The organism is Streptomyces sp. NBC_01549, assembly GCF_026339955.1.
Taxonomy (GTDB): Bacteria; Actinomycetota; Actinomycetes; order Streptomycetales; family Streptomycetaceae; genus Streptomyces.
The window spans coordinates 6,198,809-6,223,932 of the sequence record NZ_JAPEPW010000001.1 but is presented as its reverse complement, the minus strand read 5'-3'; the positions used below and the strand labels follow the sequence as shown (position 1 = coordinate 6,223,932).

Here is a 25,124-nt window from a genome sequence, read left to right as displayed (position 1 = left end):
TACCCATCGGTGTTACTCGCCGGTAGCGGCGCGGATCAACCTACGTGATGGCGCGCCCGCATCGCAATGGCTTCCTCATGGCTTCCTCATGGCTTCCTGGACTGACTCTCGGTTCAGTGCGCGGACATGCCCGGCCGGTCGGCGAGTTCGGCGGGGTCGGAGAGCTCGGCGCGGGGCACGGCGAAGGTGGTCACGACCGCGGCGTGGTCCGAGGGCCAGTCGTTGCCGGCGACGTCGGGCCAGGGTCGCGGCGTGCCGGTGCCGAGCGCCCGGGAGTCGAGCACGGTCAGCCCCCGGTGCAGCACGAAGTCGATCCGGTCCTGCGGCTCGGGCCGCCCGCTGCCGTCCTCGTGCTCCACATGGACCGGCGACCAGGTGTGCCCGGGCTCCCGTACGGGGTCGGGGTGGGCCTCGCGGTAGGAGTCGCGCAGGCCGGCCTCCTCGGCGGCCCTGGTCACGGGCCACTCGACGTCCGGCCGGTCCAGGTGCGAGGGCGCGTTGAAGTCACCGACCAGGACCACGGGGACCGCCTCGGTGGCGGACTCGGCGATCCGCCTCAGGATCTCCCGCATCTGCTCCAGCCGGACGCCCTCGTGGGCGATGAGTTCGGCCGCCGGGAGCCGGTCGAAGCGGGCCTCGTAGGGGCCGTACGGCGTGTAGTCGAGGTGGGCGCTCCAGACGTCCACCTCCTGGCCGCCGTCCAGCCGGACGCGCACTCCGGTGCCGCCGTAGAAGCCGACGTCCGGGTCGCCGTGGTGGGCGGTGATCGGGTAGCGGCTGATGACGCCGAGGTTCTCGCCGGCCCGGTGGTGGTGCCAGCCGAGTGCCTCGGCGAGCTCCTGTGCCGAGGTGCCGTAGGTCTCCTGGAGGCCGACCACGTCCGCGCCGGTCCCGGCGATGACCTTGAGCTGCTTCTCGCGGTGGTCGTCGACCTTCGTCCCGCCGCACCAGAGGTTCCAGCTCATCACCCGCAGCTCGCGGGGCGCGACCATGGCGCGCAGCCGGGCCGGGGTCACCTCCTCCAGGCTGGTCAGGACGGTGCGTCCGGGCACGGAGGCGATCGGCGCGAGCGAGGGCACGGCGAGCACCGCACACCCCGCGGCCTCGGCGGACGCCACACCCGTCTCGGTGTCCTCCACGGCCACGCACCCGGCGGGCTCGACGCCGAGGGCGCGGCAGGCGGCGAGGTAGGGGTCGGGGGCGGGCTTGGTGCGTTCGGTGTCGTCGGCCGTGACGGAGACGGCGAAGTGCTCGGCGCCCAGGGCCGCCAGAACGGTGTCGGCGACGGCGCGCGGCGACGCGGTCACGAGGGCGGTGGGGACACCCTCGCGGACCAGTTCGCCGAGGAGCCGCAGGGCACCCGGGCGGGGCACGATGCCGGTGCGGACCCGGTCCGCGAACTCCCGGTGCAGCTCGGTGGCGATCTCCCGAGCCCCGGTACCCGTGAGCCCGCCGAGCCAGGCGGCGGTGTACTCGACGGGCCGGCCGAGCACCTCCGGCTGGTCGGCCCCGGTCAACGGGCGCCCGAGCCCGTCGGCCACCTGCTCCACCGCCTCCCACCACAGTCGCTCGGTGTCCACGAGCGTGCCGTCCATGTCGAACAGGACGGCCTGGAGCGGGAGGTGGGGGGCGGTGGTGCGGAGGGTCACGGTGCTCTCTTTCACTCGGCTTTTCTCAGTGGGGGATGCGGCGGTTACCGCGTGCGCTCGGCCACCAGCACCGGCCGCTCCGGGAGGCTCACGGTCACGGCGGCGCCCGAGCCGAGCCCGGCGGCCTCGTGGGTGGACAGGTCGGCCTTGACCTCGGTGGCGTCCGGGAGCAGGACGGTGACGCGGGTGGCGGCGCCGAGGAAGGCGGTGGCGACGACACGGGCGGTGCCGGCGTCGTCCCCACGTACCCGCACCGCCTCGGGCCGTACGAGCACATCCACCTCCGTCGCGGCGGGCGCGTCCCCGTCGACGGGCAGCCGCTGTCCGAGCACCTCCACCACGCCGGAGTCCAGCCGCCCCGGAATCCGGCTCATCGTGCCGACGAACTCGGCGACGAAGGCCGTCGCGGGCCGCCCGTACAGCTCGGCGGGCGCGGCGCACTGTTCGAGCCGCCCGGCCCGCATCACGGCGACACGGTCCGCCATGGACAGCGCCTCCTCCTGATCGTGCGTCACGAACAGGGTGGTGATGCCGAGTTCCTGCTGAAGCCGGCGGATCTCCTCACGCAGGGTGAGCCGCACCTTGGCGTCCAGTGCGGAGAGAGGCTCGTCGAGCAGCAGCACGCGCGGACGCAGGGCGAGCGCGCGGGCCAGCGCGATGCGCTGCTGCTGGCCGCCGGAGAGCTGGTGCGGGAATCGCTCGCCCTTGTCGGCGAGGCCCACGAGGTCGAGCAACTCGGCGGCGCGGGAACGCCGTTCGGCCGTACGTACCTTGCGCATCCGCAGCCCGAAGGCCACGTTGTCGAGGGCGCTGAGGTGCGGGAAGAGGCTGTACGACTGGAAGACCATCCCGGCGTCGCGACGGTGGGCCGGGACCCGGGTGACGTCCTCGCCGTCGACCAGCACCTCGCCGGAATCGGGGTGTTCGAACCCGGCGAGCATCCGCAGCGCGGTGGTCTTGCCGCAGCCGGAGGGTCCGAGCAGGGCGAGGAGTTCGCCGGGCCGGACGGTCAGGTCGAGGCCGTCGAGGGCGACGGTCGGGCCGAACTCCCGTCGTAGGCCACGGAATTCAACGGTGGCGGCCTTGGCGTCGGCGGCCTTCTCAAGCGTGGTGACGGTCATGGTTCATCCCCGGGATGCGGAAGCGGAACGGGAGCGCCCGCCGAGCCCGGCGAGCGAGAGGAGCAGGGCCCAGGTGACGAGCAGGCTGAGCACGGAGACGGCGACGGAGAGCTGTGCCTGCGAGCCGCCGACGCTGTAGATCCACACGGCGAAGGGCTGGAAGCCGAGCAACTGGGCCACGGTGAACTCGCCGAGGACCAGGGCCAGGGTGAGGAAGGAGGCGTTGAGAAGCGCTCCGCGCAGATTGGGCAGCACGACCCGCACCAGCGCCTGCGGCCAGTTCGCCCCGCAGCTGCGTGCGGCCTCGACGAGGGTGCGTACGTCGACGGAGCGCAGCCCGGCGTCCAGGGCCCGGTACACGAACGGGAGCGCCATCACGACGTACGCGAGCACGAGGACGAACGGAAAGTCCGGGTTCTGGAGGGCCACGAACGTCTCGAACAGCGGGGTGCGGGAGAGGTGTTCGGGGCCCCACTTGAGGACCGTGGCTATCCCGGCGACGAAGGCGATCGGCGGGACGACCAGCGGCAGCGAGCAGATCACCTCGACGACGGGCCGCAGCTTCGGCGCGCCGAGCCGCAGCGCGACCATCGCGGGCACCATGAGCAGCAGAACCACGGCGATGGTGGCGGCGGCCAGTTCCAGCGAGAGGAGAAGGCTGGAGCCGAAGCCGTCGGCGGAGACGATCTGACGGTACGCGTCGAAGGTGATCCCCTGGTTCGGCACGTCGACCGTGAAGATCACGGACGCGGCGAGCGGGACCAGGAAGTAGAGCCCGGCGCACACGAGGACGACCCCGCGCCAGGGACGTACCCGTGCCGTCTTGTTCAGGCTTCCAGCCATCGCGCGCTCCGTCGTTGCAGGGGCAGGTACACGGCCATGACCAAGCCCGCGATGAGGACCATGTCGAGGCTGAGGGCGAGCGCCACGTTCTCCTGGCCGACCAGCACGTTGCCGGAGATGGCGTCGGCGATCTGCAGGGTGACCAGCGGGACCGCGCTGCCCACCATGGCCGCCGCGGTGGCGTAGGCGGCGAAGGCGCTGCCGAAGAGCAGCACGAGGCCGCCGAGCAGGGAGGGCGTGAGGACGGGGAGGGCGACATGCCGCCAGTACTGGATTCCGGTGGCGCCGTTGTTCTGCGCGGCCTCGCGCCACTGGGAGCGCAGGCCCTCCAGGGCGGGCGTGATGGTGAGGACCATCAGCGGGATCAGGAAGTACAGGTAGACGATGACCAGGCCCCAGAAGCTGTAGAGGTTCCAGCCCTTGTCCTTCAGGCCCAGGTGCTGGGTCAGGACACCGGCGTTGCCGAGGGTGGCGACGAAGGCGAAGGCCAGCGGGACGCCGCCGAAGTTGGCGAGGACGCCGGACGCGGTGAGGACCGCCTCGCGCAGGGCGCGGAAGCGGGAGGTCACCACGGCCTGGGCGAGCGGCAGTCCGAGGACGGTCGCGAGGCCCGCGGAGACCGCGGACAGCTTGACGCTGCCGATCAGGGCGGTGAGGTAGGCGCCCTGGAGCGAGCCGGTCAGGTTGGCCGTGGTGTACGAGGTGGCGCCGGTCGTCTGGTCCTTGACGGTGAAGGCGCCGTTCAGCATGGCCAGGGCGGGGATGCCGAAGGCGATCGCGACGAAGACGAGCAGCGGGAGGACGGCGAGCCAGCCGGGGGCGCGGCGCCGCCGCCGCTGGGAAGCGACGGCGGCGGGCGTCACGTCGGCCTCGGCCTCGGTGAGGACGGTGGTCATCCGGAGACGGCCTTGCCCCAGCCCTGCGCGAGGACCGTCTTGGCCTTGGCCTGCTGGGCCTCGGTCGGGAACTTGGGCGTGCCGGAGACCGCGGGGAGCTTGGCGGCGGCGGTCTTGTCGAGGGTGCCGGCCGTCTCCATGGCGGTCATCAGGGCCGGGCGGGCGTAGCCCCCCAGCCAGAGGTTCTGGCCCTCGGCGCTGTAGAGGTACTCCTGCCACAGGCGGGCGGCCGCCGGGTGCGGGGCGTCCTTGTTGACGGCCTGGGAGTAGTACTGGGAGAACTCGCCGTCCGTGGGGACCGTGACCGTCCAGTCGACGCCCTTGGACTTGAACTCGTCGGCGTAACCGGCGTTCAGGTAGTCCCAGTCGATGCTGATCGGGGTCTCGCCCTTCTCGACGGTGGCCGGGGTCGACTCGACGGGCGTGTAGTTGCCGTTCTTCTTCAGCTTGGCGAAGAAGTCCAGGCCGGGCTGGATGTCGTCGAACGAACCACCGCCTGCGAGCGAGGCCGCGTAGACACCGCCGAAGGCCGAACCGGACTTGGTGGGGTTGCCGTTGAGGGCGACCTGCCCCTTGTACTCCGGCTTGAGCAGGTCCTTGAAGGTCTTCGGGCACTCCTTGACCTTCTTGGCGTCGCAGCCGATGGAGATATAGCCGCCGTAGTCGTTGAACCAGCGGCCCTGCGCGTCCTTCTGCCCCTCGGGGATGTCGGCGAAGGCGGTCACCTTGTACGGCGCGAGCAGCCCCTGCTGGGCGGCGCTGAGCGCGAACGAGCTGCCCAGGTCGAGGACGTCCGGGGCGCGGTCCTGCCCCTTCCTGGACGTCACGGCGTTGATCTCGTCCTGGCTGGAGCCGTCCGGGTTCTCCACCTCGATCTTGATGCCGTACTTCTTCTTGAAGCCGTCGATCAGGGCGCCGTAGTTGGCCCAGTCGCGGGGCAGCGCGATCGCGTGCAGCGTGCCCTCCTTCTTGGCGGCCTTGACCAGGGCGTCGAGGCCGCCGAAGTCCGCGGCGGAGGTCGCGGTGGCCGCGCTCTTGCCGTTGGCGGTGGTCGACTTGTCGTCGGGGGCCGCGCCACAGGCGCTGAGGGCGAGGGCGGCGGCGACGGCGAGGCCGCCGGTGAGGACGGCGGTCCTCGGCAGGAACACGGTCACGGTCTCTCCAGGAGTACGCACGAGGGCTCGAGTAGTGCGGAGAACTTGTCTGAACAAGTTGGCCCCAGTAGGCCCGCCGCTGGTGTCGTGTTCGTAAACACTGGCGAAACCCTGAACCCTGATTCCCTGCACAATCCCGGTGCGCGCAGATCACCGTCCGGTCTCGATTAGGCTGGTCACGCTGTGCACAGCAGTCGAGTCAGAGGGGAAGCATGCCGGCGCGACACGAGGAGATCGCCGACGAACTGCGGCGGGCGATCGACCGCGAGGAGTACACGGTGGGCAGTCTGCTGCCCGCGGAGACGGACCTCGCGGCCCAGTACGGCGTGGCACGCGGCACGGTCCGCCAGGCCGTCGCGGCCCTGACCGCCGAGGGCCTCATCGGGTCCCGCCAGGGCGCCCGCCGGGTGGTCCTCGCCAGCCGCCGCAGCCAGAGCTTCGCCGAACTGCGCAGCTTCGCCCAGTGGGCGCGTGCGATGGGCCGGGAGGCGACGGGACACGTCGTCGAGCAGGAGCACCGCCCGGCGACGGCGGAGGACGCCGTGCGCCTCCAACTCCCCGAGAAGACACCCGTGTTGCACGTCCTGCGGGTCCGCGGCCTGGACGGCGAGCCGGTCCTCCTGGAGCGGACCGTGTACGCGGACTGGATCTCCCCCGCCGTCGAGGCCATCGAGCCCGACTGCCCCTCGGTCACCCAGCGGCTCTACGAGGACACCGGCCTGGTCTTCGCCTACGGCGAGCACGTCATCGACGCGGTGGCGGCGGGCGCCCAGGACGCCGACCTCCTCGGCGTCCGCCGCACCAGTCCCCTCCTGAGGGTCCGCCGCGTGACGACCACCCGCGAAGGCCGCCCGGTGGAATGGTCCGACGACCGCTACCGCTCGGACGCGGTGAGCTTCAGCGTCCACAACTCGATCGGCAACAACGCGCTGGCCCGCAAAACAGCGGAGTGAGGTGGAGCGCCCCAAAGGGGCGCGGGGCTGTGACATATAGCGGCTCCGCCGCGGGGCGCGCCCAGCCACACCGAACCCGCAGCCGCCACCCAGCCCCAACGACCCCTTACGTAGGCGACCCCGACGAAAACCGCCGCAGCAACGGAGACAACACCAGCACCGACTTCGTACGCTCCACGAACGGCTCGCCCGCAATCCGCTCCAACACCCGCTCGAAGTGCCGCATGTCAGAGGCGAAGACCTGCACCACCGCATCCGCCTCCCCGGTGACGGTGGACGCGGCCACCACCTCCTGATACCGCTCCAGCCCCCGCTGAATGGTCTCCGGCGAGGTGTTCCGTCGGCAGTAGATCTCGACGAACCCCTCCGTCTCCCACCCCAGCGCCGCCGGATCCACCCGCACGGTGAACCCGGTGATGGCACCCGTGGCCCGCAACCGGTCCACCCGACGCTTCACGGCTGGCGCGGAGAGGCCGACCAGTTGGCCGATGTCGGCGTAGGAGCGGCGGGCGTCCTCGGCGAGGGCGTGCACGATGCGTTCGTCGAGATCGTTCAGCACTGCGGGTGTTTCACTTTTCTGATGGCGCGAGACGGGAGCGGCGGTAGCCGTAAGTCAACTACACCGGGACTGAAGTCCCGGGCTTGCACAACGGGTGTCACTGGCGGTGACGTGGCGTTTGCGTCCAGTCCCACCCTTGAGTTTCAGGGGTGGGGCAGGGGCCGTTGACGGGGCCCCGCATCGCCACAACTCCCGTGCTCTGGCCCGGATGTTACGGGAGCCGTTCCGATCCGCGTGATCAACGAATCCGCAGGACCGGCACGCGAACCAGGCCTGCGAGACCCGGTTCGCCCTGTCGATGTGCCCGCACTCGGCACAGGTACGGGAGGTGTACGCCGGATCAACCTACACCACCAGCACCCCCGCCTTGCGGGCCTTGTACGCGATGAACGCCCCCAGCTGGTCAAACGACCAGCTGGAGTGGGTGGCCCGTTGGGGCTTACGAAGCCGTACCCGCTCGCGGATGCCCGTCAGTTCTTCGAGGGCGATTCCCCGACCGGTGCGTTCAGCCTCGGCCACCACATGCTTCGCGATCTTGTGATTGATGTCCCGTGCCCGCCGCGCCTCCTTGCGCCGCCGCTTCTTCAGGCGGCGCTTGGCGGACGGCGTGCTCTTCCTCTGCAGCTTGGTGCGCAGCGTGCGCTCCCGGGCGCGCATGCGGTTGAGTTCCCGTCCGGCCATGATCTCGCCGTCCGAGGTGGTGGCAATGTTCACGATGCCCAGGTCGATACCGAGGAAGTCCACCGGTTCGGCGTTCGGCTCGGCCTCGGGTACCTCGCAGGTCGCCAGCAGGAACCACCTGCCATCCCGGCACACCAGATCGGACTCGCCCTTGCGGTACAGCTCCACCGTGGCCAGCTGCTCGGGGCTCGCAGTGAACGCCACGTCCTTCACCCGCCCCGAAACGGTCCAGATCGAGACCCGGCGCTGGGCGATCTGCCAGGACAGCATCCGGTCGTCGTACGGCTGCGCCGCCTCCGGGCGGAACGTGACCGGCTTCTCCGTGGCCCGCCGGTACCGTTTCGAGCCCGGCCTGCCCAGATTTCCGGCCCGCAGGTTCGCCCTGAGCGTGGCGTACGCGTCACATGTCTTCTTGATCACGTGCTGGGCAGCCTGCGCGCCCAGGTTCCATCGGGCCTTGATCTGGTCGTAGGTGTGCTCGCGCAGCGCGAAGTTCCGCTTCATATCCTTCTCGAACGCCACGCCGTCGGCCCAGCTCGCCGCCTCGTTGCAGGCGCGCAGAGTTGCCTCAAGTGCCGCCGCCTGCACCGGCGTCGGCAACAGCTTCACCTGCACCGTCAGCTTCACGATCACCCAACATACACACACGTACGACCACCCGCCGCACGTTCACCTTTGATCACCCGACCGGGTGAACCCGTCTCTGAACGCACCGTCCCCTCGGCCCGCCGGAGGCGACACCCGGCCGCTCCGCGACCGAACACCCAGCAGCGATACCGCGGGGCGACCACGAGGACGCGATTCCTCCCAGGGCTGAAGCCCTGGGGTTCCTCGCAAGAACAGGCTGAGGTAGAACACGAGACCAGTGGCCATCCAGACTCCGAAGAGCACCCAGGTGACGGCCGAAAGACTGCTCATCATCCACACGCACAGGGCGAAGCCGATCGCGGACAGCACCGGCGCCGACGGCCCCCGTGAGCGCACCACGGGGGCCGTACGACGGCGGAACCGGTCAGCTCCAGCTGGCGTGCAGGGGCTTGCCCTCCGCGTAGCCGGCCGCGCTCTGGATGCCGACGACCGCGTTCTCGGCGAACTCCTCAAGGGAGTTCGCGCCCGCGTAGGTGCAGGAGGAGCGGACGCCCGCGATGATCGAGTCGATCAGGTCCTCGACGCCCGGGCGGCCCGGGTCTAGGAACATCCGCGAGGTGGAGATGCCCTCCTCGAAGAGGGCCTTGCGGGCGCGGTCGTACGCCGACTCCTCGCTCGTACGGTTGCGGACCGCGCGCGCGGACGCCATGCCGAACGACTCCTTGTACAGGCGCCCGTCGGCGTCCTGCTGAAGGTCGCCCGGGGACTCGTACGTCCCCGCGAACCAGGATCCGACCATGACGTTGGACGCACCCGCGGCCAGCGCCATGGCGACATCACGGGGGTGACGGACACCGCCGTCGGCCCACACGTGCTTGCCGTACTTCTTCGCCTCGGCGGCGCACTCCAGGACGGCGGAGAACTGCGGCCGCCCCACGCCGGTCATCATCCGCGTCGTACACATGGCGCCGGGGCCGACGCCGACCTTGATGATGTCCGCGCCCGCGTCGATGAGGTCCTTGACGCCTTCGGCGGCGACGATGTTGCCCGCGACGATCGGGATCTGCGGGTCGAGCGCGCGCACGGTCCTGATCGCGCTGATCATCGACTCCTGGTGGCCGTGCGCGGTGTCGATGACGAGCGTGTCGACGCCCGCGTCGAGGAGCTGCTTGGCCTTGCCCGCGACATCGCCGTTGATGCCGACGGCGGCCGCGATGCGCAGCTTTCCGTCGGCGTCGGTCGCCGGGGTGTAGAGCGTGGCGCGCAGGGCGCCCTTGCGGGTGAGGATGCCGGCGAGCTTGCCCTCGGCGTCCACGGCGGGGGCGTAGCGCCGGTTGGCGCCGTCCAGCGTGTTGAAGGCCTCGCGCGGCTCGATGTCGGCGTCGAGGAGCAGCAGGTCCCGGGACATGACCTCGACCAGCTGCGTGAACCGGTCCACGCCGGTGAGGTCGGCGTCGGTGACCACGCCGATCGGGCGGCCGTCCTCGTCGACGACGACGCCCGCGTTGTGGGCGCGCTTGGGGAGCAGCGCCAGCGCGTCGGCGACGGTCTGGTGGGGAGCCAGGACGATGGGGGTGTCCAGCACCAGGTGGCGTCCCTTGACCCAGGTGACGACCTCGGTGACGACCTCGATCGGAATGTCCTGCGGGATGACCACGAGGCCGCCGCGGCGGGCGACGGTCTCGGCCATCCGGCGGCCCGCGATCGCGGTCATGTTGGCGACGACGAGGGGGATCGTGGTGCCCGTGCCGTCCGGGGCGGTGAGGTCCACGCCCTGCCGGGAGCCGACCGCTGAGCGGCTGGGGACCATGAAGACGTCGTCGTACGTCAGGTCGTACGGGGGCTGGATGTCGTTGAGGAAACGCACGTGCTGCACATCCCAGTCGATCAGAGGTGGCCCCCGGACAGGTCAGCCAGGGGGAAGAGCACGTACTTCATTCTCCCATGGCGACCTGAATGTGATGCCCGCACAGATCATCCAGGCTGGTCAGGGGGCAGTTGGTCGGATCCTCCAAGGGAGAGGACGACCGACAGCGTGGCGTCGTGCTCCTGGTAGTGCCCGGCGGCCGACTCCAGCACCTCCTGAGCGATCTCCCACTCGTCGGGGCGGACCTTGGCGTAGCGCCGCCAGCCGCTCACCAGGATGAGGCGGCCCGGGCTGGCGGGCCCCCAGTCGGGGTCGCCCAGGCAGTCCGCGAGGGCGTCCCAGTTCCGGCCGAACCATTCGGGCAGGTCGAGGGCGCGGACGCAGCGCTCCATGAAGCCCGCCTTGTCCGAGACTCCGCTGAGGTCGAGCACGCTGACCTGCCATCCGACCGCGCGCGCCGCCCGGAACACCTCCGCCAGCGGGCCATCCGTCATCTCAGCACCGCCCTGAACGACTTGTAGTGATCACCGGTGTAGTAGATCTCACCGCCTTGCCCGGTGACAATGCGCCGGGCTCCCCGATCGTGCTCGCCGGGGGTTTTGACCGTGTACTCGTGGTAGTAGCCGCGCTGGTGCTTCGGCAGCAGGCCCTCGAAGTTCCCGAAGACGACGCCGTCCCGGGCGTACGGGAAGGGGCCGCCCTTGTCGATCAGGGCGAGCGTCTCGCGGGCCTCGGCGGGAAGCCGGGCCGCTTCGACCGTCCTCATCCCGCCGGCCCAGGAGGGAACCGGAACCGCCGATCGCGCCGCCGACGGAGCTGTCGTCACCGCACCCGCACCGATACCGGTACCGGCCGACTCCGTCGACGAGCAGCCCGTCAGCAGCACGCCGAAACACAGAAACAGCCCCAGGAGAGCCCGGGGCACCCACCGCACCACCATGCCGCCGATGCTGCCACGCCGCCCTCCGCCCGGCGCGCCGATACCCCGAAGCGCCCCCCAATGGGCCACCACCCACCGGCCTGCCCTCCCGGACAGGGACACCCGTCCGCGAGAGACACCGCAGACGTGCCCCGAAGGTCACCGATGTCGGCCCCGACGGACCCGGGGTATCCGCCCCGACGGCCAGGTCCGTTTGCCCGCAGGCCCCACAGGGGTCGCCGTCCGTGTCATTCCAGGCGCGTCACGGCCCGTCCGGGTCCGCCCGGTTCAGGGCCGGGCGGGGGGCCGGCCCCGCCGTCATCAGGTAGTCCGCGGCGGACGTGTCCGTCACCAGGCTGGTGACGAGCCCGGACCGCAGCACCGCGTCGATGGCGGCGGCCTTGCGCTGTCCGCCCGCGATCGCCACGACCTCGGGGATACGCCGCAGCCGGTCGGCCTCGACGGTGATGCACCGCTCGCCCAGGTCACGGCCGACCCGGCGCCCCTCGGCGTCGAAGAGGTGCGCGGACATCTCGGCGGCGACACCGAGGGACGCGTAGTGGCCGCGCTCCTCGTCGCTGAGCATGTCGTGCACCGTCGAGATGCCGGGCTCCCAGGAGCCGATCGACACGCAGGCGACCGTGACCTTGTCGAAGTACTCGAAGGCGCGGGCGATCCCGGTCTGGCTGCGCAGCGCCGCCGCGGTGGCCGCGTCGGGCAGCAGCATCGGCGCGTAGATGGGGTGGGCGTCGCCGCCCGACACCTGCGCGGCGCGCCGTACCGCCTCCACCGATCCGCGCTCCGCGGTCCCGGCGTCGTACACGCCCGTCAGCTGCACCACCGTGCACGGCGGGAGCCGGTCGAGCGCCGCCGCCATGTGGATGGTGGAGCGGCCCCAGGCCAGGCCCAGCACATCGCCCTCGTTGACCAGCTCACCGAGCAGGTCGGCGGCGACCTCGCCGAGGTTCTCGGGGTCGGGCGACTCCTCGGCCTCGGCCGGGGACTCGACCACAACGGCGTGCCGCAGGCCGTAGCGGGCGCGCAGCGCGTCGGAGCGCTCCGCGTCCAGCTCGGCGGGCACTCGGATCTCGATCCGTACGAGATCCCGTTCGAGAGCGGTTTCCAGGACCCGGGCCACCTTGAAGCGGCTGACGCCGAACTCCTCGGCGATCTGGATCTTGGATTTGCCCTCGAGGTAGAAGCGGCGGGCCATGGCCGCCGCCTGCACCAGCTCAGCGGGTCCCATCCGCATGGCTGACCGGCCCGCCGACATACCCGACACGGCGCTCTCCTCACTGCTGTTCACACTCTGGATTCGCCGTTCATCCTCGCAGATCCGGCGTACTTGATCAGCCCTGATGGGCGGCGTTCACGTTCCCTTGGTTCAGTGGTCGCACGCCCACGCCGCATGGGCCGTCGCGCCCTGAGCCTGAGTGCGCAATGCACGTACCGCCTGGGCCGGGTCAGCGGCCCCGTACACGGCCGATCCGGCGACGAAGACGTCCGCGCCCGCCTCCGCGCACCGCTCGATGGTGGACGCCGACACGCCGCCGTCGACCTGAAGCCACAGCTCGAGGCCGTGCTTGCCGATCAACTCACGAGTGCGGCGGATCTTCGGCAGCATGATGTCCAGGAACGCCTGGCCGCCGAAACCGGGCTCGACCGTCATGATCAGCAGCATGTCGAGCTCGGGGAGCAGATCCTCGTACGGCTCGATGGGGGTCGCGGGCTTGAGCGCCATGGAGGCGCGGGCGCCCTTGGCCCGGATCTCGCGGGCGAGCCGCACCGGCGCGGCGGCCGCCTCGGCGTGGAAGGTGACGGAACCGGCACCCGCTTCGACGTACTGAGGCGCCCACCGATCGGGGTCCGCGATCATCAGATGGCAGTCCAGCGGCGTGTCCGTCGCACGGGCCAGGGACTCTACGACCGGCACACCGAGCGTGAGGTTCGGTACGAAATGGTTGTCCATGACGTCGACATGGAGCCAGTCCGCGCCTTCCACCGCGTGTGCCTCCTCGGCAAGACGGGCGAAGTCCGCGGACAGAATGCTGGGGTTGATCTGCACGGCCATGCCCCAAGCCTGCCATGCCCCGGGCCGGTTGCTCTCCTTGGTCCGGCCCCTGGGCCGTACCTGAGACATGCCGGACGGAAAGCGCCCCCGCTCACCCGGCACTCCCCGCACACACCGCGTGTCAGGGAGTCATCGAATGCCCCACTCGGAGTGACACGAACCCGGCGTTGCCGGGCGGCCCACCACACGGTCCGGGAGCCACCGGGTTGGTCAGCCGCGGGCGAAGGCCAGCAGGTCGGCGTCGAAGACGTCCTTGAACGGGGCGACCATCGACAGGCCGTGCGGGGCACCCGGGTAGACCTTCAGCGTGGCACCCTTGACGATTTTCGAGGACTTCTCCGCGGCCGCGACGATGGGCACGATCTGGTCGTCGTCGCCGTGCGCGATCAGGGTGGGGACGTCGAACCGCTTCAGGTCCTCGGTGAGGTCGGTCTCGGAGAACGCCTTGACGCAGTCGTACGAACCCTTGATCCCCACCTGTAGGGACCAGAGCCAGAACGCGTCCCGCGTGCCCTGGGACACCTGTGAGCCGGGCCGGTTGGCCCCGTAGAAGGGCGCGCTGAGGTCCTTGTAGAACTGCGAGCGGTCGGTCTCGACGCCCTTGCGGATCTCGTCGAAGACCTCCAACGGCAGCCCCTCGGGGTTCGCTTCCGTCTTGAGCATCAGCGGGGGGATCGCGCCGAGGAGCACCGCCTTGGCGACCCGTCCGGTGCCGTGGCGGCCGATATAGCGCGTCACCTCGCCGCCACCGGTGGAGTGGCCGACCAGGATCACGTCACGCAGATCGAGCGCCTCGATCAACTGCGCCAGGTCGTCGGCGTACGTGTCCAGGTCGTTCCCGTCCCACGGCTGACCCGAGCGGCCGTGGCCACGACGGTCGTGCGCGATCGCGCGGAAGCCGTTTTCGGCCATCATCCGGATCTGGGGGTCCCAGGCGTCGGCGTTCAGCGGCCAGCCATGACTGAAGACGACCGGCTGCCCCGTACCCCAGTCCTTGTAATAGATTTCCGTGCCGTCCTTCGTGGAAATGAAAGGCATAGCATATTTCTTTCGATCGAGTTACGTGCGAGATCCCTGATCGGCTGAAATGCATGACGGATATTTCACGCTACCCGACACGCTGCTTCTGCGCGCGGTACGTCTCCAACAGGCGGAGCCACACCTCACTCGCGGTGGGGTAGCTCGGCACGACATGCCACAGCACGGGAAGCGGCACTCTGGCGACAATGGCCGTCGTGGCCGAGTGGACGAGTTCGGCAACGCCCGAGCCGACGAACGTGGCGCCCACCACCGTGTCGGTATCGCGATCGATGACCAGTTTGGCGCGCCCGAGGTAGTCCTCACGCATCACATATGTGCCGGCCAGAGCGGCCATGTCGTACTCGACCGTCGCCACGTCCAGTCCCGCCGCGCGTGCCTCCCGCTCGGTCACGCCGGCCGATCCGACCTCCGGGTCGGTGAAGGTCACCTGCGGGTTGCCCCGGTGTCCGTCGGCGGAGCCCGGCGGACCGCTCCACGCGCCGACCGCCGGACCTCCCGTGGCACGGGCGGCGATCACCTCACCGGCCACCCGCGCCTGGTACTTGCCCATGTGGGTCAACAGCGCACGTCCGCAGACATCACCGACGGCATAGAGCCAATGCCCGTCCACCGCCCGCACGCCCTGCTCGTCGTCGACCGCCAGAAAGCCGCCGTCGGGGCATCCCACCGTCGGCAGCCCGATGTCCTCGGTGTTCGGCGTACGGCCGGTGGCGAGCACCAGTTCGTCGGCGACGAGCGTGCTCCCGTCGTCCAGCCGGACGGTGACCTCACCGCCGTGCGGCAGCCCGACTCCCGTGTCACGGGGATCGTCGCGTCGCACCTCGGTGATCGACCTGCCGGGAAGCAGCCGCACCCCCGCGGCCGTCAACTGGTCACCCACCATGCGCCCGGCGAAGGGTTCCGACCGGGCCAGCAGGCCGGCGCGCCGGTACACGACGCTCAACTCCTCGACGCCCAGCGCCCTCAGCCAGGTCGCCGCCTCGCACGCGACCACCCCACCGCCCAGCACGACGACCCGGCGGGGCACCTCGCGCAGATTGGTGACGTCGCGGGACGTCCACGGGTGTGCCTCGCTCATGCCGGGGATCGCCGGCACGGTGGTGCGCGAACCCGTGTCGATCACCACCGCGTGCCGCGCGGTCAGCGCACGGCTGCCGCCGGCCGCCGTCTCCACCACCACCGAGCGCTCCCCGGTGAGCCGCCCGTACCCGCGCACGACATCGATGCCGACGCCGAGCGCCCAGCGGATCTGCGAGGAGTCGTCGAGGCCGTTCACGACGGTGTCCCGGCGGGCCAGTACCGCCCGCACGTCCAACTCGCGCCCGCTCAACAGCGAGGACACACCCGGCACATGCCGTGCGCCGCCCAGCACCTCGGCGGGGCGCAACAGGGCCTTGCTGGGCATGCAGGCCCAGTACGAGCACTCGCCACCCAGTAACTCCGCCTCGACCAGCACCGCGTCCAGACCGGAGAACTGCGTGGCGTACTGAGCCGCGTTCTCGCCGGCCGCGGCGCCGCCCAGGACGATGACGTCCCACTCGGAACGATCGGGATCCACACGCGCTTCCATCATTCACGCCCTCAAATACGAGAATGGTGAACTCGGAGGATTCGGCGATGGCTCGCTTGTCACGCTCGGAGGAGGGTTGCCATTCCTCCCCCTAATCCGCTCGGCCTTTCTCCGAATACGAGAAAGGGTACGCCTTCGGGCTGTTCTCGGCGCTGGGACGGATCACGCCGTCCGGCGGATCAGCGCCAGATACATGGCGTCCGTGCCGTGCAGATGCGGCCACAGCTGTACGTCCGGGCCGTCGCCCAGCACCGGTACGCCGGGCAGGAGCGGGCGGGCGTCGAGGAGTTCGGCGGAGCCTGTGTCATAGCGCTTCAGGACGTCGTCCACGACCGCGCGGGTCTCGGCGAGGTGCGGCGAGCAGGTCGCGTAGCCGACGACACCCCCGACCCGTACGGAGTCGAGCGCCGTGCGCAGCAGCCCGCGCTGGAGGGGCGCGAAGCCGTCCAGATCCTCGGGGCGGCGGCGCCAGCGGGCCTCGGGACGGCGACGCAGGGCGCCAAGACCCGTGCAGGGCACATCCATGAGCACCCGGTCGAAGGTGCCGGGCAGCCACGGCGGACGGGTGCCGTCGGCGGCGATGACCTGGTAGGGGCCGGGATTGCCCGCGAGTGCCTTCGCCACCAGGCCCGCCCGGTGCGGCTGTTTCTCCGAGGCGAGCAGCACGGCACCGCGCTCGGCGGCCAGTCCAGCGAGCATGGCCGCCTTGCCGCCGGGGCCCGCGCAGCCGTCCAGCCATGCCTTGTCGGGCCCCTCGAGCGGCGCGTTGGCAAGGGCGAGCGCCACCAGCTGGCTGCCCTCGTCCTGGACGCCCGCACGCCCCTCCCGTACGGCGTCGATGGCACCCGGCTCGCCGCCCTCGATGAGCCGCACGGCGTACGGCGACCAGCGTCCCGGCAGCGTGGACTCCTCCCCGAGGGCGTCGAGGAGTTCCTCGGCGGTGGAACGCCCCGGTCGCGCCACGAGCGTGACCTCGGGCCGCTCGTTGTCGGCCTCAAGCAGGTCCTCGATCCCGGCACGGCCGCCGCCCAGCGAGTCCCACAGCGCCGAGACGACCCAGCGTGGGTGCGAGTGCACGATGGCGAGGTGGTCCTCGGGGTCGTCGTCGTAGGGCGGCGCGACCTGCTCCAGCCAGGCGTCGAGATCCTGCCGAGCGACCTTGCGCAGCACGGCGTTGACGAACTTGGCGCGTCCGTCGCCGAGCACGACGCGGGCGAGTTCGACGGAGGCGGACACGGCGGCGTGCGTCGGGATGCGCGTTCCCAGAAGCTGGTGCACGCCGAGGCTGAGCACGTCGAGCACGGGCGGGTCGACCTCTCGCAGCGGCCGGTCGACACAGGCCGCGATGACGGCGTCGTACGTCCCCTGCCGGCGCAGCGTCCCGTACACCAGCTCGGTCGCCAGCGCCGCGTCCCGCCCGTCGAACTTTTCCGGGCCCTCCTTCTCGCGCGCCTTGCGCAGCAGCGGCGGCAGGACGAGGTTCGCGTACGCGTCCCGCTCGTCCACGGCCCGCAGCGCCTCGAAGGCGAGCATGCGGACGGGGTCCTTCTGGGGGCGACGGTAGGGCTTGCCGGGCTTGCGCGGCCCGCGGGACTGCTCACTCACGAAAAAGGTGCTCCGGATCCTGGATGGTTCGACCCCTCAAGCCTACGTCCGGACAGACATCGCCGACCTGGCGACCGCGTGCGCCTTCCGGCCGTCGCCCGCCGCCGCGGTTGAGATGGGTCTTGACGGTGGCCTCGCCGATGCGGAGGCGGTACGCGATCTCCATCTCCTACGGTCGTCCCGCCGCCAGGTGGCCGAGGTCGGCAGGGCCAGGTACGGCGGCGCAGCGTAGCCGCCACATCCCGGACGGTGCGTCAACTTCACGTACTGCCACGAGTACTACGGGGCCGGTCTCACGGTGGACGGCGGGGTCGGCCCGAAGAGCGGGCGGGTGCTGCGCGCACACGCCTTGTACGACCGGGTGTCAGGCTCCGAGCCGCTCCCCTGAGGCGATGCGCACCCCGCGCGCCCAGTCGGCGGCGCGCATCGGCTTCTTGCCCTGGGCTTGGACCCAGAGCAGCTCGACGGCGTACGAGCCGGTCCCGGCGTACACGTTGTTCTTGGCCACGGACAGCTCGCCCGGGGCGAGGTCGGTGCGCTCGGGCACGGGTGTCGCGTGGATGAGTTTGAGCCGCTCGCCACGGAAGACGGTCCAGGCGCCGGGCGCGGGCGTGCACCCGCGCACCATCCGGTCGACGCGCAGCGCGGGTGCGGACCAGTCGACATGGGCGTTCTCGACGCTGATCTTCGGCGCCAGGCTGACGCCGTCCGCAGGCTGCGGCACGGCCTTCAGGGTGCCGTCCTCGATACCGTCCATGGTCGCGACGAGCAGCCCGGCGCCGGCGAACGCGAGCCGGGTGAGCAGGTCCCCGCTGGTGTCGGTGCGCCGGATCTCCTCGGTGACCGTCCCGTACACGGGCCCCGAGTCGAGGCCTTCCTCGATGAGGAAGGTGGAGGCACCGGTGATCTCGTCCCCCGCCATGATCGCGTGCTGCACGGGGGCGGCGCCGCGCCAGGCGGGCAGCAGGGAGAAGTGCAGATTGACCCACCCGTGGGCGGGCACGTCGAGGGCGACCCGCGGCAGCAGCGCCCCGTACGCCACCACGGGACACGCGTCGGGCCCGATCTCCCTCAGCCGGGCCAGAAAGTCCTCGTCCCGGGGCTTCACCGGCTTCAGCACCTCGATGCCGGCCTCCTCCGCCCGCTCGGCGACCGGACTCGCGACGAGCCGCCGTCCCCGGCCGGCCGGGGCGTCGGGCCGTGTGACCACGGCGGCCACCTCGTGCCGCCCGGAGGCGATCAAGGCGTCCAGTGCGGGAACGGCGACCTCGGGGGTACCTGCGAAGACGAGCTTCATGGGTGGCGGCTGGCCTCTCGGGCGGGAACGCTTCAGGACCCTGCACACCCGCCGGTCCGGACGGGGTACGGGGCAGCGCACCAGTCTATGCGGCGCGGCGGCCCGGCGGCTCGGGGGTTTGACGGGGTGCGGGTCGAACACCCGCACACACGCCGAAGGCCGAGGCGAGACAACGGCGCGACGGGGGCGTACGCCCCCGGACGCGCCCTGTGCATATGCCCTTACGCCCCCGCAGCGTGACCACTCACCCGCAAACGCGTTGGTCAAGAGAGAGTTGACCACATCGGGCCGCGATCGCGGCCCGATCCTTTTCAACGCCGGTTCGAGAGGCTTGTTCATGGCCGACCACGCAACCCACGACGCCCAGGCTCGGGCCAGCCTGCACTTGCTGGTGCGGGACATCGAGCGGGTCCGCCGGCAGGTGGACGCACTGCGCACGCTCACCGCCCAACTGGGCAACGTCTACCGTCCGCGCCGCTCCGGCCCCTCCGCGGGCTTCGTCGTCTACGGACGCGCCCCCGCCCCGACCGTCCGCCTCGCCCAGGAATTGCGCGACAGCGTCGAGACCCTGGTCACGGCCGCCGTGGACTTCGACCGCTCACTGGGCTTCTCCTGGGACGCGGTGGGCTCCGCCCTCGGGGTCACCAAGCAGGCGGTGCACCGCCGCTACGGCGCCCGCCGCGCCGCCGCCCAGGCCGCGGCCGAGGCCGAGCGCTCCACGGAGACCTCGGGCACCCGCACGGTCTCCGTCAACACGGGCATCGCCACGGTGCCGACGGTCCCCGCCGCCCGCTCCATGCCGACCCAGCCGACCTCGGGCAGCCCCACCCTGCGCGACGAGGTCAGGCCCACGGCGTTCCCGGGCCCCCGCAACGGCTGACCCCACCTCTCGCCTGCCTCCCGGTATCGTCCAAGCCGGGAGGCGGCCCAGGTCGGGGCAACCCAGGTCCCGGGCAGGGGCAACCCAGGTGGGGATGCGAACTCGTCCCCCTGATGGCAATCGTCAGCCGATGTCCGGCGGATCGATCCGAATCCGTACGGGCTCACTCCCGCCCCGTGCCATCCGTGCCGCCTGCGCGGCCTTCAGCGCGGCCGCCAACGCCGCCCCGCTCCCCGGCGGCACCCGGACCAGCGCCCGCTCCCACCGCTCCCCTGGCGGCGGCGCCCCCACCCGGCGCGGTCCCCCGGCATGCGTGACGGGCAGCGGCACCGGCCCGAGCACCTCCGCATCGCCCGGAAGCTCGACCACTGCGAGAAACCCGGCGAGCGCCTCCGCCGTACCGGACACGGCCGCCATCCGGGAAACCGGCGGAAAGCCCAGCTCGGCCCGCTCGGCGAGCTCCCGCACCGCGTGTCCGACGGGATCCCACCGTACGAGCGCCTGCACGGGCCGCAGGGTCGGCTCCGCGACGACCACGACCGTGCCCCCCGCCCCCTGCCCGCGCACCAGCGCCGCCGCGCCGATCCACCGTCGCAGCGCGTCCTCGCCGGCTCGTAGATCGGGCCGCGACACCATCGCCCAGCCGTCGAGCAGCAACGCGGCCGCGTACCCGCCCTCCGCGACGGGCTCGGCCCCCGGCGTGCTCACGACGAGCGCGGGCGCTCCCGGCACCGTGTCGAGCACCTGCTCGCGCCCCGACGTCCGCACGGGCACGGCCGGAAACGCCCGCCCCAGCTCCTCCGCGGTCCGCCGCGCGCCCACGACCTGGGCCCGTAGCCGGAAACCACCGCACTCGGGACAGTGCCAGGCCGCCTCGTCGCGTCCGCACCACGTACACAGCAGCGCCCCGGCGTCTCGCGCCTCCAACGGTCCCGCGCAGTGCCGGCAGCGAGCCGGAGCCCGGCACTGCGCACAGGCCATCCGCGGCACGTACCCACGCCGCGGCACCTGCACCAGTACGGGCCCTTGCCGCAGTCCGTCCCTCACCGCCTGCCAGGCGAGGCTCGGCAGGCGGGCGGCCCGCGCCGCCTCGTCCCGTGCGAGATCCCCGTCCCCCACGGTCCGCACGAGCGGCGCGCTCGCCCGCACCTGTTCCCGCTCGGCGACCAGCGGCAGCGCCCACCCGCTCTCGACCAGCTGTGCGGCCTCGACGGTGCAGCCCCAACTCCCCAGCAGAAAGGCGCACTTGTCATGGGCGGCCCGCAGCAGCAGCACTTCTCGCGCATGCGGCTGCGGCGCGTGCTGCTCGCTGTGGCTGTCGTCGCCGTCGTCCCAGATGACGACAAGGCCCAGGTCCCGTACCGGCGCGAACATGGCGGCCCGGGTCCCCACGACGGCCCGTACGGACCCACGCCGCACGGCCAGCCACTCCCGGTACCGCTTCTCGGGCCCGGCCTCGGCCGTGAGCACCGCGTGCTGCCCCTCGCCCAGCACGGAGGACAGCGCGGCGTCGACCCGAGCGACGGCCCGGCCGTCCGGCACGACGACAAGCGCGCCACGCCCCGAGGCGAGCGTCGCACCCACGGCTCTGGCGATCTCCTCGGCCCAGCCGGGCCCCGGCAACGCGTTCCACACGGCCCGCGGTGCCCCGCCCGCGGCGAGCGACTCGAGAAAGGACGCCCCCCGCCCGTAACGGGTCCAGGAGGCCGTGTCGGGCGCGCCGGGCGGAGCGAGCGGCGCGGGCGAGGGCTTCTGCTCGGCTCGCGCGTTGCGCGGCGGGACGGCGAGCTGCAGCACGTCCGCGAGGCTCCCCGCGTACCGATCGGCGACGGCGCGCGCGAGTCCCAGCAGCTCGGGCCCGAGCACGGGCTCGGGCGACACGACCTGGGCGAGCGCGGCGAGCGGCCCCGCATAGTCGGACTCGGCGAGCCGCTCGACGAGAAACCCGTCGATCAGCCCTCCGCCCTCACGGCGGCCCTCCCGCACCCGATGTCGCCCGGCCCCGAACCGCACCCGAACCCGCACGCCCGGCTGCGCCTCGGTGTCCAGCTCCTCGGGCACGGCGTAGTCGAAATACCGGTCAAGGTGCAGCACACCCTTGTCGACGAGGACCCGCGCGACAGGCAGCTCCTTGGCGAGCTTCGCCCCCCGCCACGTCCGCGGCTTCGCCTTGGGCGCCCTGGCCTGCCGGACGCCTTCCCGAATCAACGCAAGCTGCTCGGGCGGCGCACCCTCCGCGCCACCCTCACCCCACCCGTTCGCGCTGCTCACAGCAACATTCCTACCAGACCGTTCCTTTGGACTGAGCAGGAGTGAGCCCGCTCAGCCGCACGCCCCGAACGGTCTTGGGCGCACTGGTCCCCGACGTACTCAACCCCGAGGCGGCGACACGCATCCTGTGCGTGGTCCGATCCCGAGAGGCCAGTTCCCTGCGCCACCTGGCCATGTGGATACGGCCAGAGGCGACGGGGAGGCCCTGAACCATCACTCCGGTGGAGCAGGGGCCTCGCACACTGGCACCGTACCCGGCGTCCCAGATCGCACGATCACGTTAACCCGATCGGCCCAGGGCGCCGCAAGCCCGGAAGCCCGGAAGCCGACCATCACACGATCGAGCTAAACGGCCTCACGCACGCTCCCCAACGAACAGTTGCCAACCCCACTGACACCACCACGCGCCCTGGGAAACGGTGAGGCCCGGCACCCCCGAAGGGATACCGGGCCTCACCGCACAAGCGTTCCCTTACAGACCGACAGCCTTGCGCAGGGACTCCACGCGGTCCGTGCGCTCCCATGTGAAGTCGGGCAGCTCGCGGCCGAAGTGGCCGTAGGCGGCCGTCTGGGAGTAGATCGGGCGCAGCAGGTCGAGGTCGCGGATGATGGCCGCCGGGCGGAGGTCGAAGACCTCGGCGATGGCGGTCTCGATCTTCTCGGCGTCGACCTTGGCGGTGCCGAAGGTCTCGACGAAGAGGCCGACGGGCTCGGCCTTGCCGATGGCGTAGGCGACCTGGACCTCACAGCGGGACGCGAGGCCCGCGGCGACGACGTTCTTGGCGACCCAGCGCATGGCATAGGCGGCGGAGCGGTCGACCTTGGACGGGTCCTTGCCCGAGAAAGCGCCGCCGCCGTGGCGGGCCATGCCGCCGTACGTGTCGATGATGATCTTGCGGCCGGTGAGGCCGGCGTCGCCCATCGGGCCGCCGATCTCGAAGCGGCCGGTCGGGTTCACCAGGAGGCGGTAGCCCTCGGTCTCCAGCTTGATGCCGTCGTCGAGAAGGGCCTTGAGCTCCGGCTCGACCACGAACTCGCGGATGTCGGGTGCGAGGAGGGAGTCGAGGTCGATGTCCGACGCGTGCTGCGAGGAGACGACGACGGTGTCCAGACGGACCGCCTTGTCGCCGTCGTACTCGATGGTGACCTGGGTCTTGCCGTCGGGGCGCAGGTACGGGATGGTCCCGTTCTTGCGGACCTCGGACAGCCTGCGCGAGAGCTTGTGCGCGAGGTGGATCGGGAGCGGCATCAGGTTCGGGGTCTCGTCCGTCGCGTACCCGAACATCAGACCCTGGTCGCCTGCGCCCTGCTTGTCGAGCTCGTCCTCGTCGCCCTCGACCCGGCTCTCGTACGCCGTGTCGACACCCTGCGCGATGTCGGGCGACTGCGAGCCGATCGACACCGAGACACCACAGGAAGCTCCGTCGAAGCCCTTCTTCGACGAGTCGTAACCGATCTCCAGGATCTTGTCGCGGACCAGCTGGGCGATCGGCGCGTACGCCTTGGTCGTGACCTCGCCGGCCACGTGCACCAGGCCGGTCGTGATCAGCGTCTCCACGGCGACCCGGGACGTCGGGTCCTCGCGCAGAAGCGCATCGAGAATGGTGTCGCTGATCTGGTCAGCGATCTTGTCGGGGTGACCCTCGGTCACGGACTCCGAGGTGAACAGGCGACGGGACACAACGCTCCCTGTGGTTGCAGCGGCTGCTGGCTGATCATTGGTGGACGGGACGAGAGCTGCGCTCGGCGTCGTCCGAGAACAGTTTATCGGTCGCACTCGCCCACAGGCCCCCTGTCTCGCTTCTCGGAAGCCCTGTGACCTGCGGCACGGGCATTCTGCGCCATGACGATCCTTCTCCACCAGGGTCGCCACGGGCGATTTCACGCTGATGGACGCGGCGGCTGGGGTTAATGAGACCCTCACACCAGGCGGCGTCCCACCAGGTCCCACACCATCTCGGCCAGAGCCTCCTTGGGTCCGTACGGCACCGGGGTCTCGCTGCCGTCGGCCCCCAGCACCACGGCCTCGTTCTCCTCGGCGCCGAAGGTCTTGCGCTCCCCCACCTCGTTCACGACGAGAAGGTCGCACCCCTTGCGCGCCAGCTTCGTACGACCGTTGGCGAGGACGTCGTCCGTCTCGGCGGCGAAACCGACGACCACCTGGCCCGGACGGGGACGGTCCACCGAGATCTCCGCGAGGATGTCCGGGTTGCGGACCAGAACGATCGGCTCCGGTTCCTGGTCGTCCTTCTTCTTGATCTTTCCGGCCGCGTACGAGACCGGGCGGAAGTCCGCCACCGCCGCCGCCATCACCACGGCGTCGGCGTCCGAGGCCGCCTTGAGGACCGCCTCGCGCAGCTGCACGGCCGTCCCGACCCGCACCACGTCCACGCCCGCCGGGTCCGGCAGCGCGGTGTTCGCGGCGATCAGCGTGACCCGGGCGCCCCGCGCGGCCGCCGTGCGCGCCAGGGCGTAGCCCTGCTTGCCGGAGGAGCGGTTGCCGAGGAAGCGGACGGGGTCGAGCGGTTCGCGGGTGCCTCCGGCGCTGACGACGACGTGGCGGCCGGCGAGATCGGGCTCGGTCACGCCGCGGGCGAGCACCCGGCGGCAGACCTCGAAGATCTCCGCCGGGTCGGGCAGCCGTCCCTTGCCGGTGTCGACGCCGGTCAGACGCCCCACCGCGGGCTCGATGACGACGGCGCCGCGCCGGCGCAGCGTCGCCACGTTCTCCTGGGTGGCCGGGTGCTCCCACATCTCGGTGTGCATGGCGGGCGCGAAGACGACCGGGCAGCGGGCGGTGAGCAGGGTGTTGGTGAGGAGGTCGTCCGCCAGGCCGTGGGCGGCCTTGGCGAGCATGTCGGCCGTCGCGGGGGCCACCACCACCAGGTCCGCGTGCTGTCCGATGCGGACGTGCGGGACCTCGTGGACGTCCGACCAGACCTCGGTGGAGACGGGGTGGCCGGAGAGCGCGGACCAGGTGGCGGCGCCGACGAAGTGCAGCGCGGACCCGGTGGGGACGACGCGCACGTCGTGACCCGACTCCGTCAGCCTGCGCAGCAGCTCACAGGCCTTGTACGCGGCGATGCCACCGCTGACCCCCAGCACGACCTTGGGCTTGTCCACCGTCTCTCCCCGAGCTCGGAAACGTACGACTCCATG

The 25,124-nt window shown here is 71.3% G+C and carries 21 protein-coding genes and 2 pseudogenes; 2 read left to right on the top strand and 21 right to left on the bottom strand.

Annotated elements, in window-relative coordinates:
- Window positions 1–113 precede the first annotated feature (113 nt).
- From OG819_RS27830 to OG819_RS27810, 5 genes are read right to left on the bottom strand one after another with little or no spacing between them, the layout of a single operon-like run.
- A complete protein-coding gene (locus OG819_RS27830) occupies window positions 114–1,649 on the bottom strand; it encodes an HAD-IA family hydrolase (protein WP_266651438.1) in 1,536 nt (511 codons plus the stop codon).
- Between the two features lie 44 nt (window positions 1,650–1,693).
- Window positions 1,694–2,770: an ABC transporter ATP-binding protein gene (locus OG819_RS27825; protein WP_266651437.1), complete on the bottom strand. Its 1,077-nt coding sequence runs from the start codon at window positions 2,768–2,770 to the stop codon at window positions 1,694–1,696.
- A 3-nt stretch (window positions 2,771–2,773) separates the two neighbouring features.
- On the bottom strand, window positions 2,774–3,613 hold the full coding sequence (locus OG819_RS27820) for an ABC transporter permease (RefSeq protein ID WP_266416442.1): 840 nt from the start codon (window positions 3,611–3,613) through the stop codon (window positions 2,774–2,776).
- Window positions 3,598–4,509: an ABC transporter permease gene (locus OG819_RS27815; protein WP_266651436.1), complete on the bottom strand. Its 912-nt coding sequence runs from the start codon at window positions 4,507–4,509 to the stop codon at window positions 3,598–3,600. Before OG819_RS27815 ends, OG819_RS27820 begins: the two co-directional genes overlap by 16 nt.
- A complete protein-coding gene (locus tag OG819_RS27810; RefSeq protein WP_266623096.1) occupies window positions 4,506–5,663 on the bottom strand; it encodes an ABC transporter substrate-binding protein in 1,158 nt (385 codons plus the stop codon). The genes OG819_RS27815 and OG819_RS27810 overlap by 4 nt, the downstream gene beginning before the upstream one ends.
- A 212-nt stretch (window positions 5,664–5,875) precedes the next feature.
- On the opposite strand from OG819_RS27810, the gene OG819_RS27805 reads away from it, so the two are divergent.
- Complete coding sequence (locus OG819_RS27805; protein WP_266623098.1) at window positions 5,876–6,616, top strand: GntR family transcriptional regulator; 741 nt, start codon at window positions 5,876–5,878, stop codon at window positions 6,614–6,616.
- Between the two features lie 106 nt (window positions 6,617–6,722).
- On the opposite strand, the gene OG819_RS27800 is transcribed toward OG819_RS27805, so the two are convergent.
- The 13 genes and pseudogenes from OG819_RS27800 to fmt form a co-directional block, all read right to left on the bottom strand.
- The gene (locus OG819_RS27800) at window positions 6,723–7,175 is read right to left on the bottom strand and encodes an Lrp/AsnC family transcriptional regulator (protein WP_015661832.1); all 453 of its coding nucleotides are present in this window, start codon (window positions 7,173–7,175) and stop codon (window positions 6,723–6,725) included.
- Window positions 7,176–7,229: 54 nt separating this feature from the next.
- Window positions 7,230–8,483, bottom strand: a pseudogene (locus tag OG819_RS27795) (RNA-guided endonuclease InsQ/TnpB family protein).
- A gap of 222 nt (window positions 8,484–8,705) precedes the next feature.
- Window positions 8,706–8,843, bottom strand: a pseudogene (locus tag OG819_RS27790) (amino acid permease C-terminal domain-containing protein); the annotation flags it as partial.
- Window positions 8,844–8,868: 25 nt separating this feature from the next.
- Window positions 8,869–10,311: a GuaB1 family IMP dehydrogenase-related protein gene (locus OG819_RS27785; RefSeq protein WP_266634163.1), complete on the bottom strand. Its 1,443-nt coding sequence runs from the start codon at window positions 10,309–10,311 to the stop codon at window positions 8,869–8,871.
- A gap of 107 nt (window positions 10,312–10,418) precedes the next feature.
- On the bottom strand, window positions 10,419–10,805 hold the full coding sequence (locus OG819_RS27780) for a barstar family protein (RefSeq protein ID WP_266623101.1): 387 nt from the start codon (window positions 10,803–10,805) through the stop codon (window positions 10,419–10,421).
- The gene (locus OG819_RS27775; protein ID WP_266623102.1) at window positions 10,802–11,251 is read right to left on the bottom strand and encodes a ribonuclease domain-containing protein; all 450 of its coding nucleotides are present in this window, start codon (window positions 11,249–11,251) and stop codon (window positions 10,802–10,804) included. The genes OG819_RS27780 and OG819_RS27775 overlap by 4 nt, the downstream gene beginning before the upstream one ends.
- A gap of 241 nt (window positions 11,252–11,492) precedes the next feature.
- Entirely contained in the window at window positions 11,493–12,536 is a 1,044-nt protein-coding gene (locus OG819_RS27770) for a sugar-binding transcriptional regulator (RefSeq protein WP_266581061.1), read from the bottom strand.
- 78 nt (window positions 12,537–12,614) lie between these two features.
- On the bottom strand, window positions 12,615–13,301 hold the full coding sequence (rpe, locus tag OG819_RS27765; RefSeq protein ID WP_266623104.1) for a ribulose-phosphate 3-epimerase: 687 nt from the start codon (window positions 13,299–13,301) through the stop codon (window positions 12,615–12,617).
- A gap of 210 nt (window positions 13,302–13,511) precedes the next feature.
- A complete protein-coding gene (locus OG819_RS27760; protein ID WP_266623106.1) occupies window positions 13,512–14,339 on the bottom strand; it encodes an alpha/beta fold hydrolase in 828 nt (275 codons plus the stop codon).
- A 70-nt stretch (window positions 14,340–14,409) separates the two neighbouring features.
- Window positions 14,410–15,900, bottom strand: coding sequence for an NAD(P)/FAD-dependent oxidoreductase (locus OG819_RS27755; protein WP_323138109.1), 1,491 nt, complete (start codon window positions 15,898–15,900; stop codon window positions 14,410–14,412).
- Window positions 15,901–16,074: 174 nt separating this feature from the next.
- The gene (locus OG819_RS27750) at window positions 16,075–17,517 is read right to left on the bottom strand and encodes a transcription antitermination factor NusB (protein WP_266651435.1); all 1,443 of its coding nucleotides are present in this window, start codon (window positions 17,515–17,517) and stop codon (window positions 16,075–16,077) included.
- On the bottom strand, window positions 17,510–17,683 hold the full coding sequence (locus OG819_RS27745; RefSeq protein ID WP_266651434.1) for a hypothetical protein: 174 nt from the start codon (window positions 17,681–17,683) through the stop codon (window positions 17,510–17,512). The genes OG819_RS27750 and OG819_RS27745 overlap by 8 nt, the downstream gene beginning before the upstream one ends.
- Window positions 17,684–17,881: 198 nt before the next feature.
- Window positions 17,882–18,814 (bottom strand): methionyl-tRNA formyltransferase, encoded by a 933-nt coding sequence (gene fmt / locus OG819_RS27740; RefSeq protein ID WP_266651433.1) that lies wholly within the window; start codon window positions 18,812–18,814, stop codon window positions 17,882–17,884.
- A 337-nt stretch (window positions 18,815–19,151) separates the two neighbouring features.
- Here fmt and OG819_RS27735 point away from each other — a divergent pair, with 337 nt between their 5' ends.
- The gene (locus OG819_RS27735) at window positions 19,152–19,694 is read left to right on the top strand and encodes a hypothetical protein (RefSeq protein WP_266651432.1); all 543 of its coding nucleotides are present in this window, start codon (window positions 19,152–19,154) and stop codon (window positions 19,692–19,694) included.
- A 123-nt stretch (window positions 19,695–19,817) separates the two neighbouring features.
- Here the strand turns inward: OG819_RS27735 and OG819_RS27730 are convergent, their stop codons facing one another.
- The 3 genes from OG819_RS27730 to coaBC form a co-directional block, all read right to left on the bottom strand.
- Window positions 19,818–21,965, bottom strand: coding sequence for a primosomal protein N' (locus OG819_RS27730; protein ID WP_266623113.1), 2,148 nt, complete (start codon window positions 21,963–21,965; stop codon window positions 19,818–19,820).
- Window positions 21,966–22,437: 472 nt separating this feature from the next.
- A complete protein-coding gene (gene metK / locus OG819_RS27725; RefSeq protein ID WP_266623114.1) occupies window positions 22,438–23,646 on the bottom strand; it encodes a methionine adenosyltransferase in 1,209 nt (402 codons plus the stop codon).
- Window positions 23,647–23,885: 239 nt separating this feature from the next.
- Window positions 23,886–25,088 (bottom strand): bifunctional phosphopantothenoylcysteine decarboxylase/phosphopantothenate--cysteine ligase CoaBC, encoded by a 1,203-nt coding sequence (gene coaBC, locus OG819_RS27720; RefSeq protein WP_266623116.1) that lies wholly within the window; start codon window positions 25,086–25,088, stop codon window positions 23,886–23,888.
- Between the last annotated feature and the right edge of the window lie 36 nt (window positions 25,089–25,124).

Excerpts from the sequence above, each read along its gene's own strand:
- OG819_RS27825 (WP_266651437.1), bottom strand. The coding sequence starts at position 2,770 with ATGACCGTCACCACGCTTGAGAAGGCCGCCGACGCCAAGGCCGCCACC.
- OG819_RS27820 (WP_266416442.1), bottom strand. The coding sequence starts at position 3,613 with ATGGCTGGAAGCCTGAACAAGACGGCACGGGTACGTCCCTGGCGCGGG.
- OG819_RS27815 (WP_266651436.1), bottom strand. The coding sequence starts at position 4,509 with ATGACCACCGTCCTCACCGAGGCCGAGGCCGACGTGACGCCCGCCGCC.
- OG819_RS27805 (WP_266623098.1), top strand. The coding sequence starts at position 5,876 with ATGCCGGCGCGACACGAGGAGATCGCCGACGAACTGCGGCGGGCGATC.
- OG819_RS27780 (WP_266623101.1), bottom strand. The coding sequence starts at position 10,805 with ATGACGGATGGCCCGCTGGCGGAGGTGTTCCGGGCGGCGCGCGCGGTC.
- OG819_RS27775 (WP_266623102.1), bottom strand. The coding sequence starts at position 11,251 with ATGGTGGTGCGGTGGGTGCCCCGGGCTCTCCTGGGGCTGTTTCTGTGT.
- rpe (WP_266623104.1), bottom strand. The coding sequence starts at position 13,301 with ATGGCCGTGCAGATCAACCCCAGCATTCTGTCCGCGGACTTCGCCCGT.
- OG819_RS27760 (WP_266623106.1), bottom strand. The coding sequence starts at position 14,339 with ATGCCTTTCATTTCCACGAAGGACGGCACGGAAATCTATTACAAGGAC.
- OG819_RS27745 (WP_266651434.1), bottom strand. The coding sequence starts at position 17,683 with ATGGAGATCGCGTACCGCCTCCGCATCGGCGAGGCCACCGTCAAGACC.
- fmt (WP_266651433.1), bottom strand. The coding sequence starts at position 18,814 with ATGAAGCTCGTCTTCGCAGGTACCCCCGAGGTCGCCGTTCCCGCACTG.
- OG819_RS27735 (WP_266651432.1), top strand. The coding sequence starts at position 19,152 with ATGGCCGACCACGCAACCCACGACGCCCAGGCTCGGGCCAGCCTGCAC.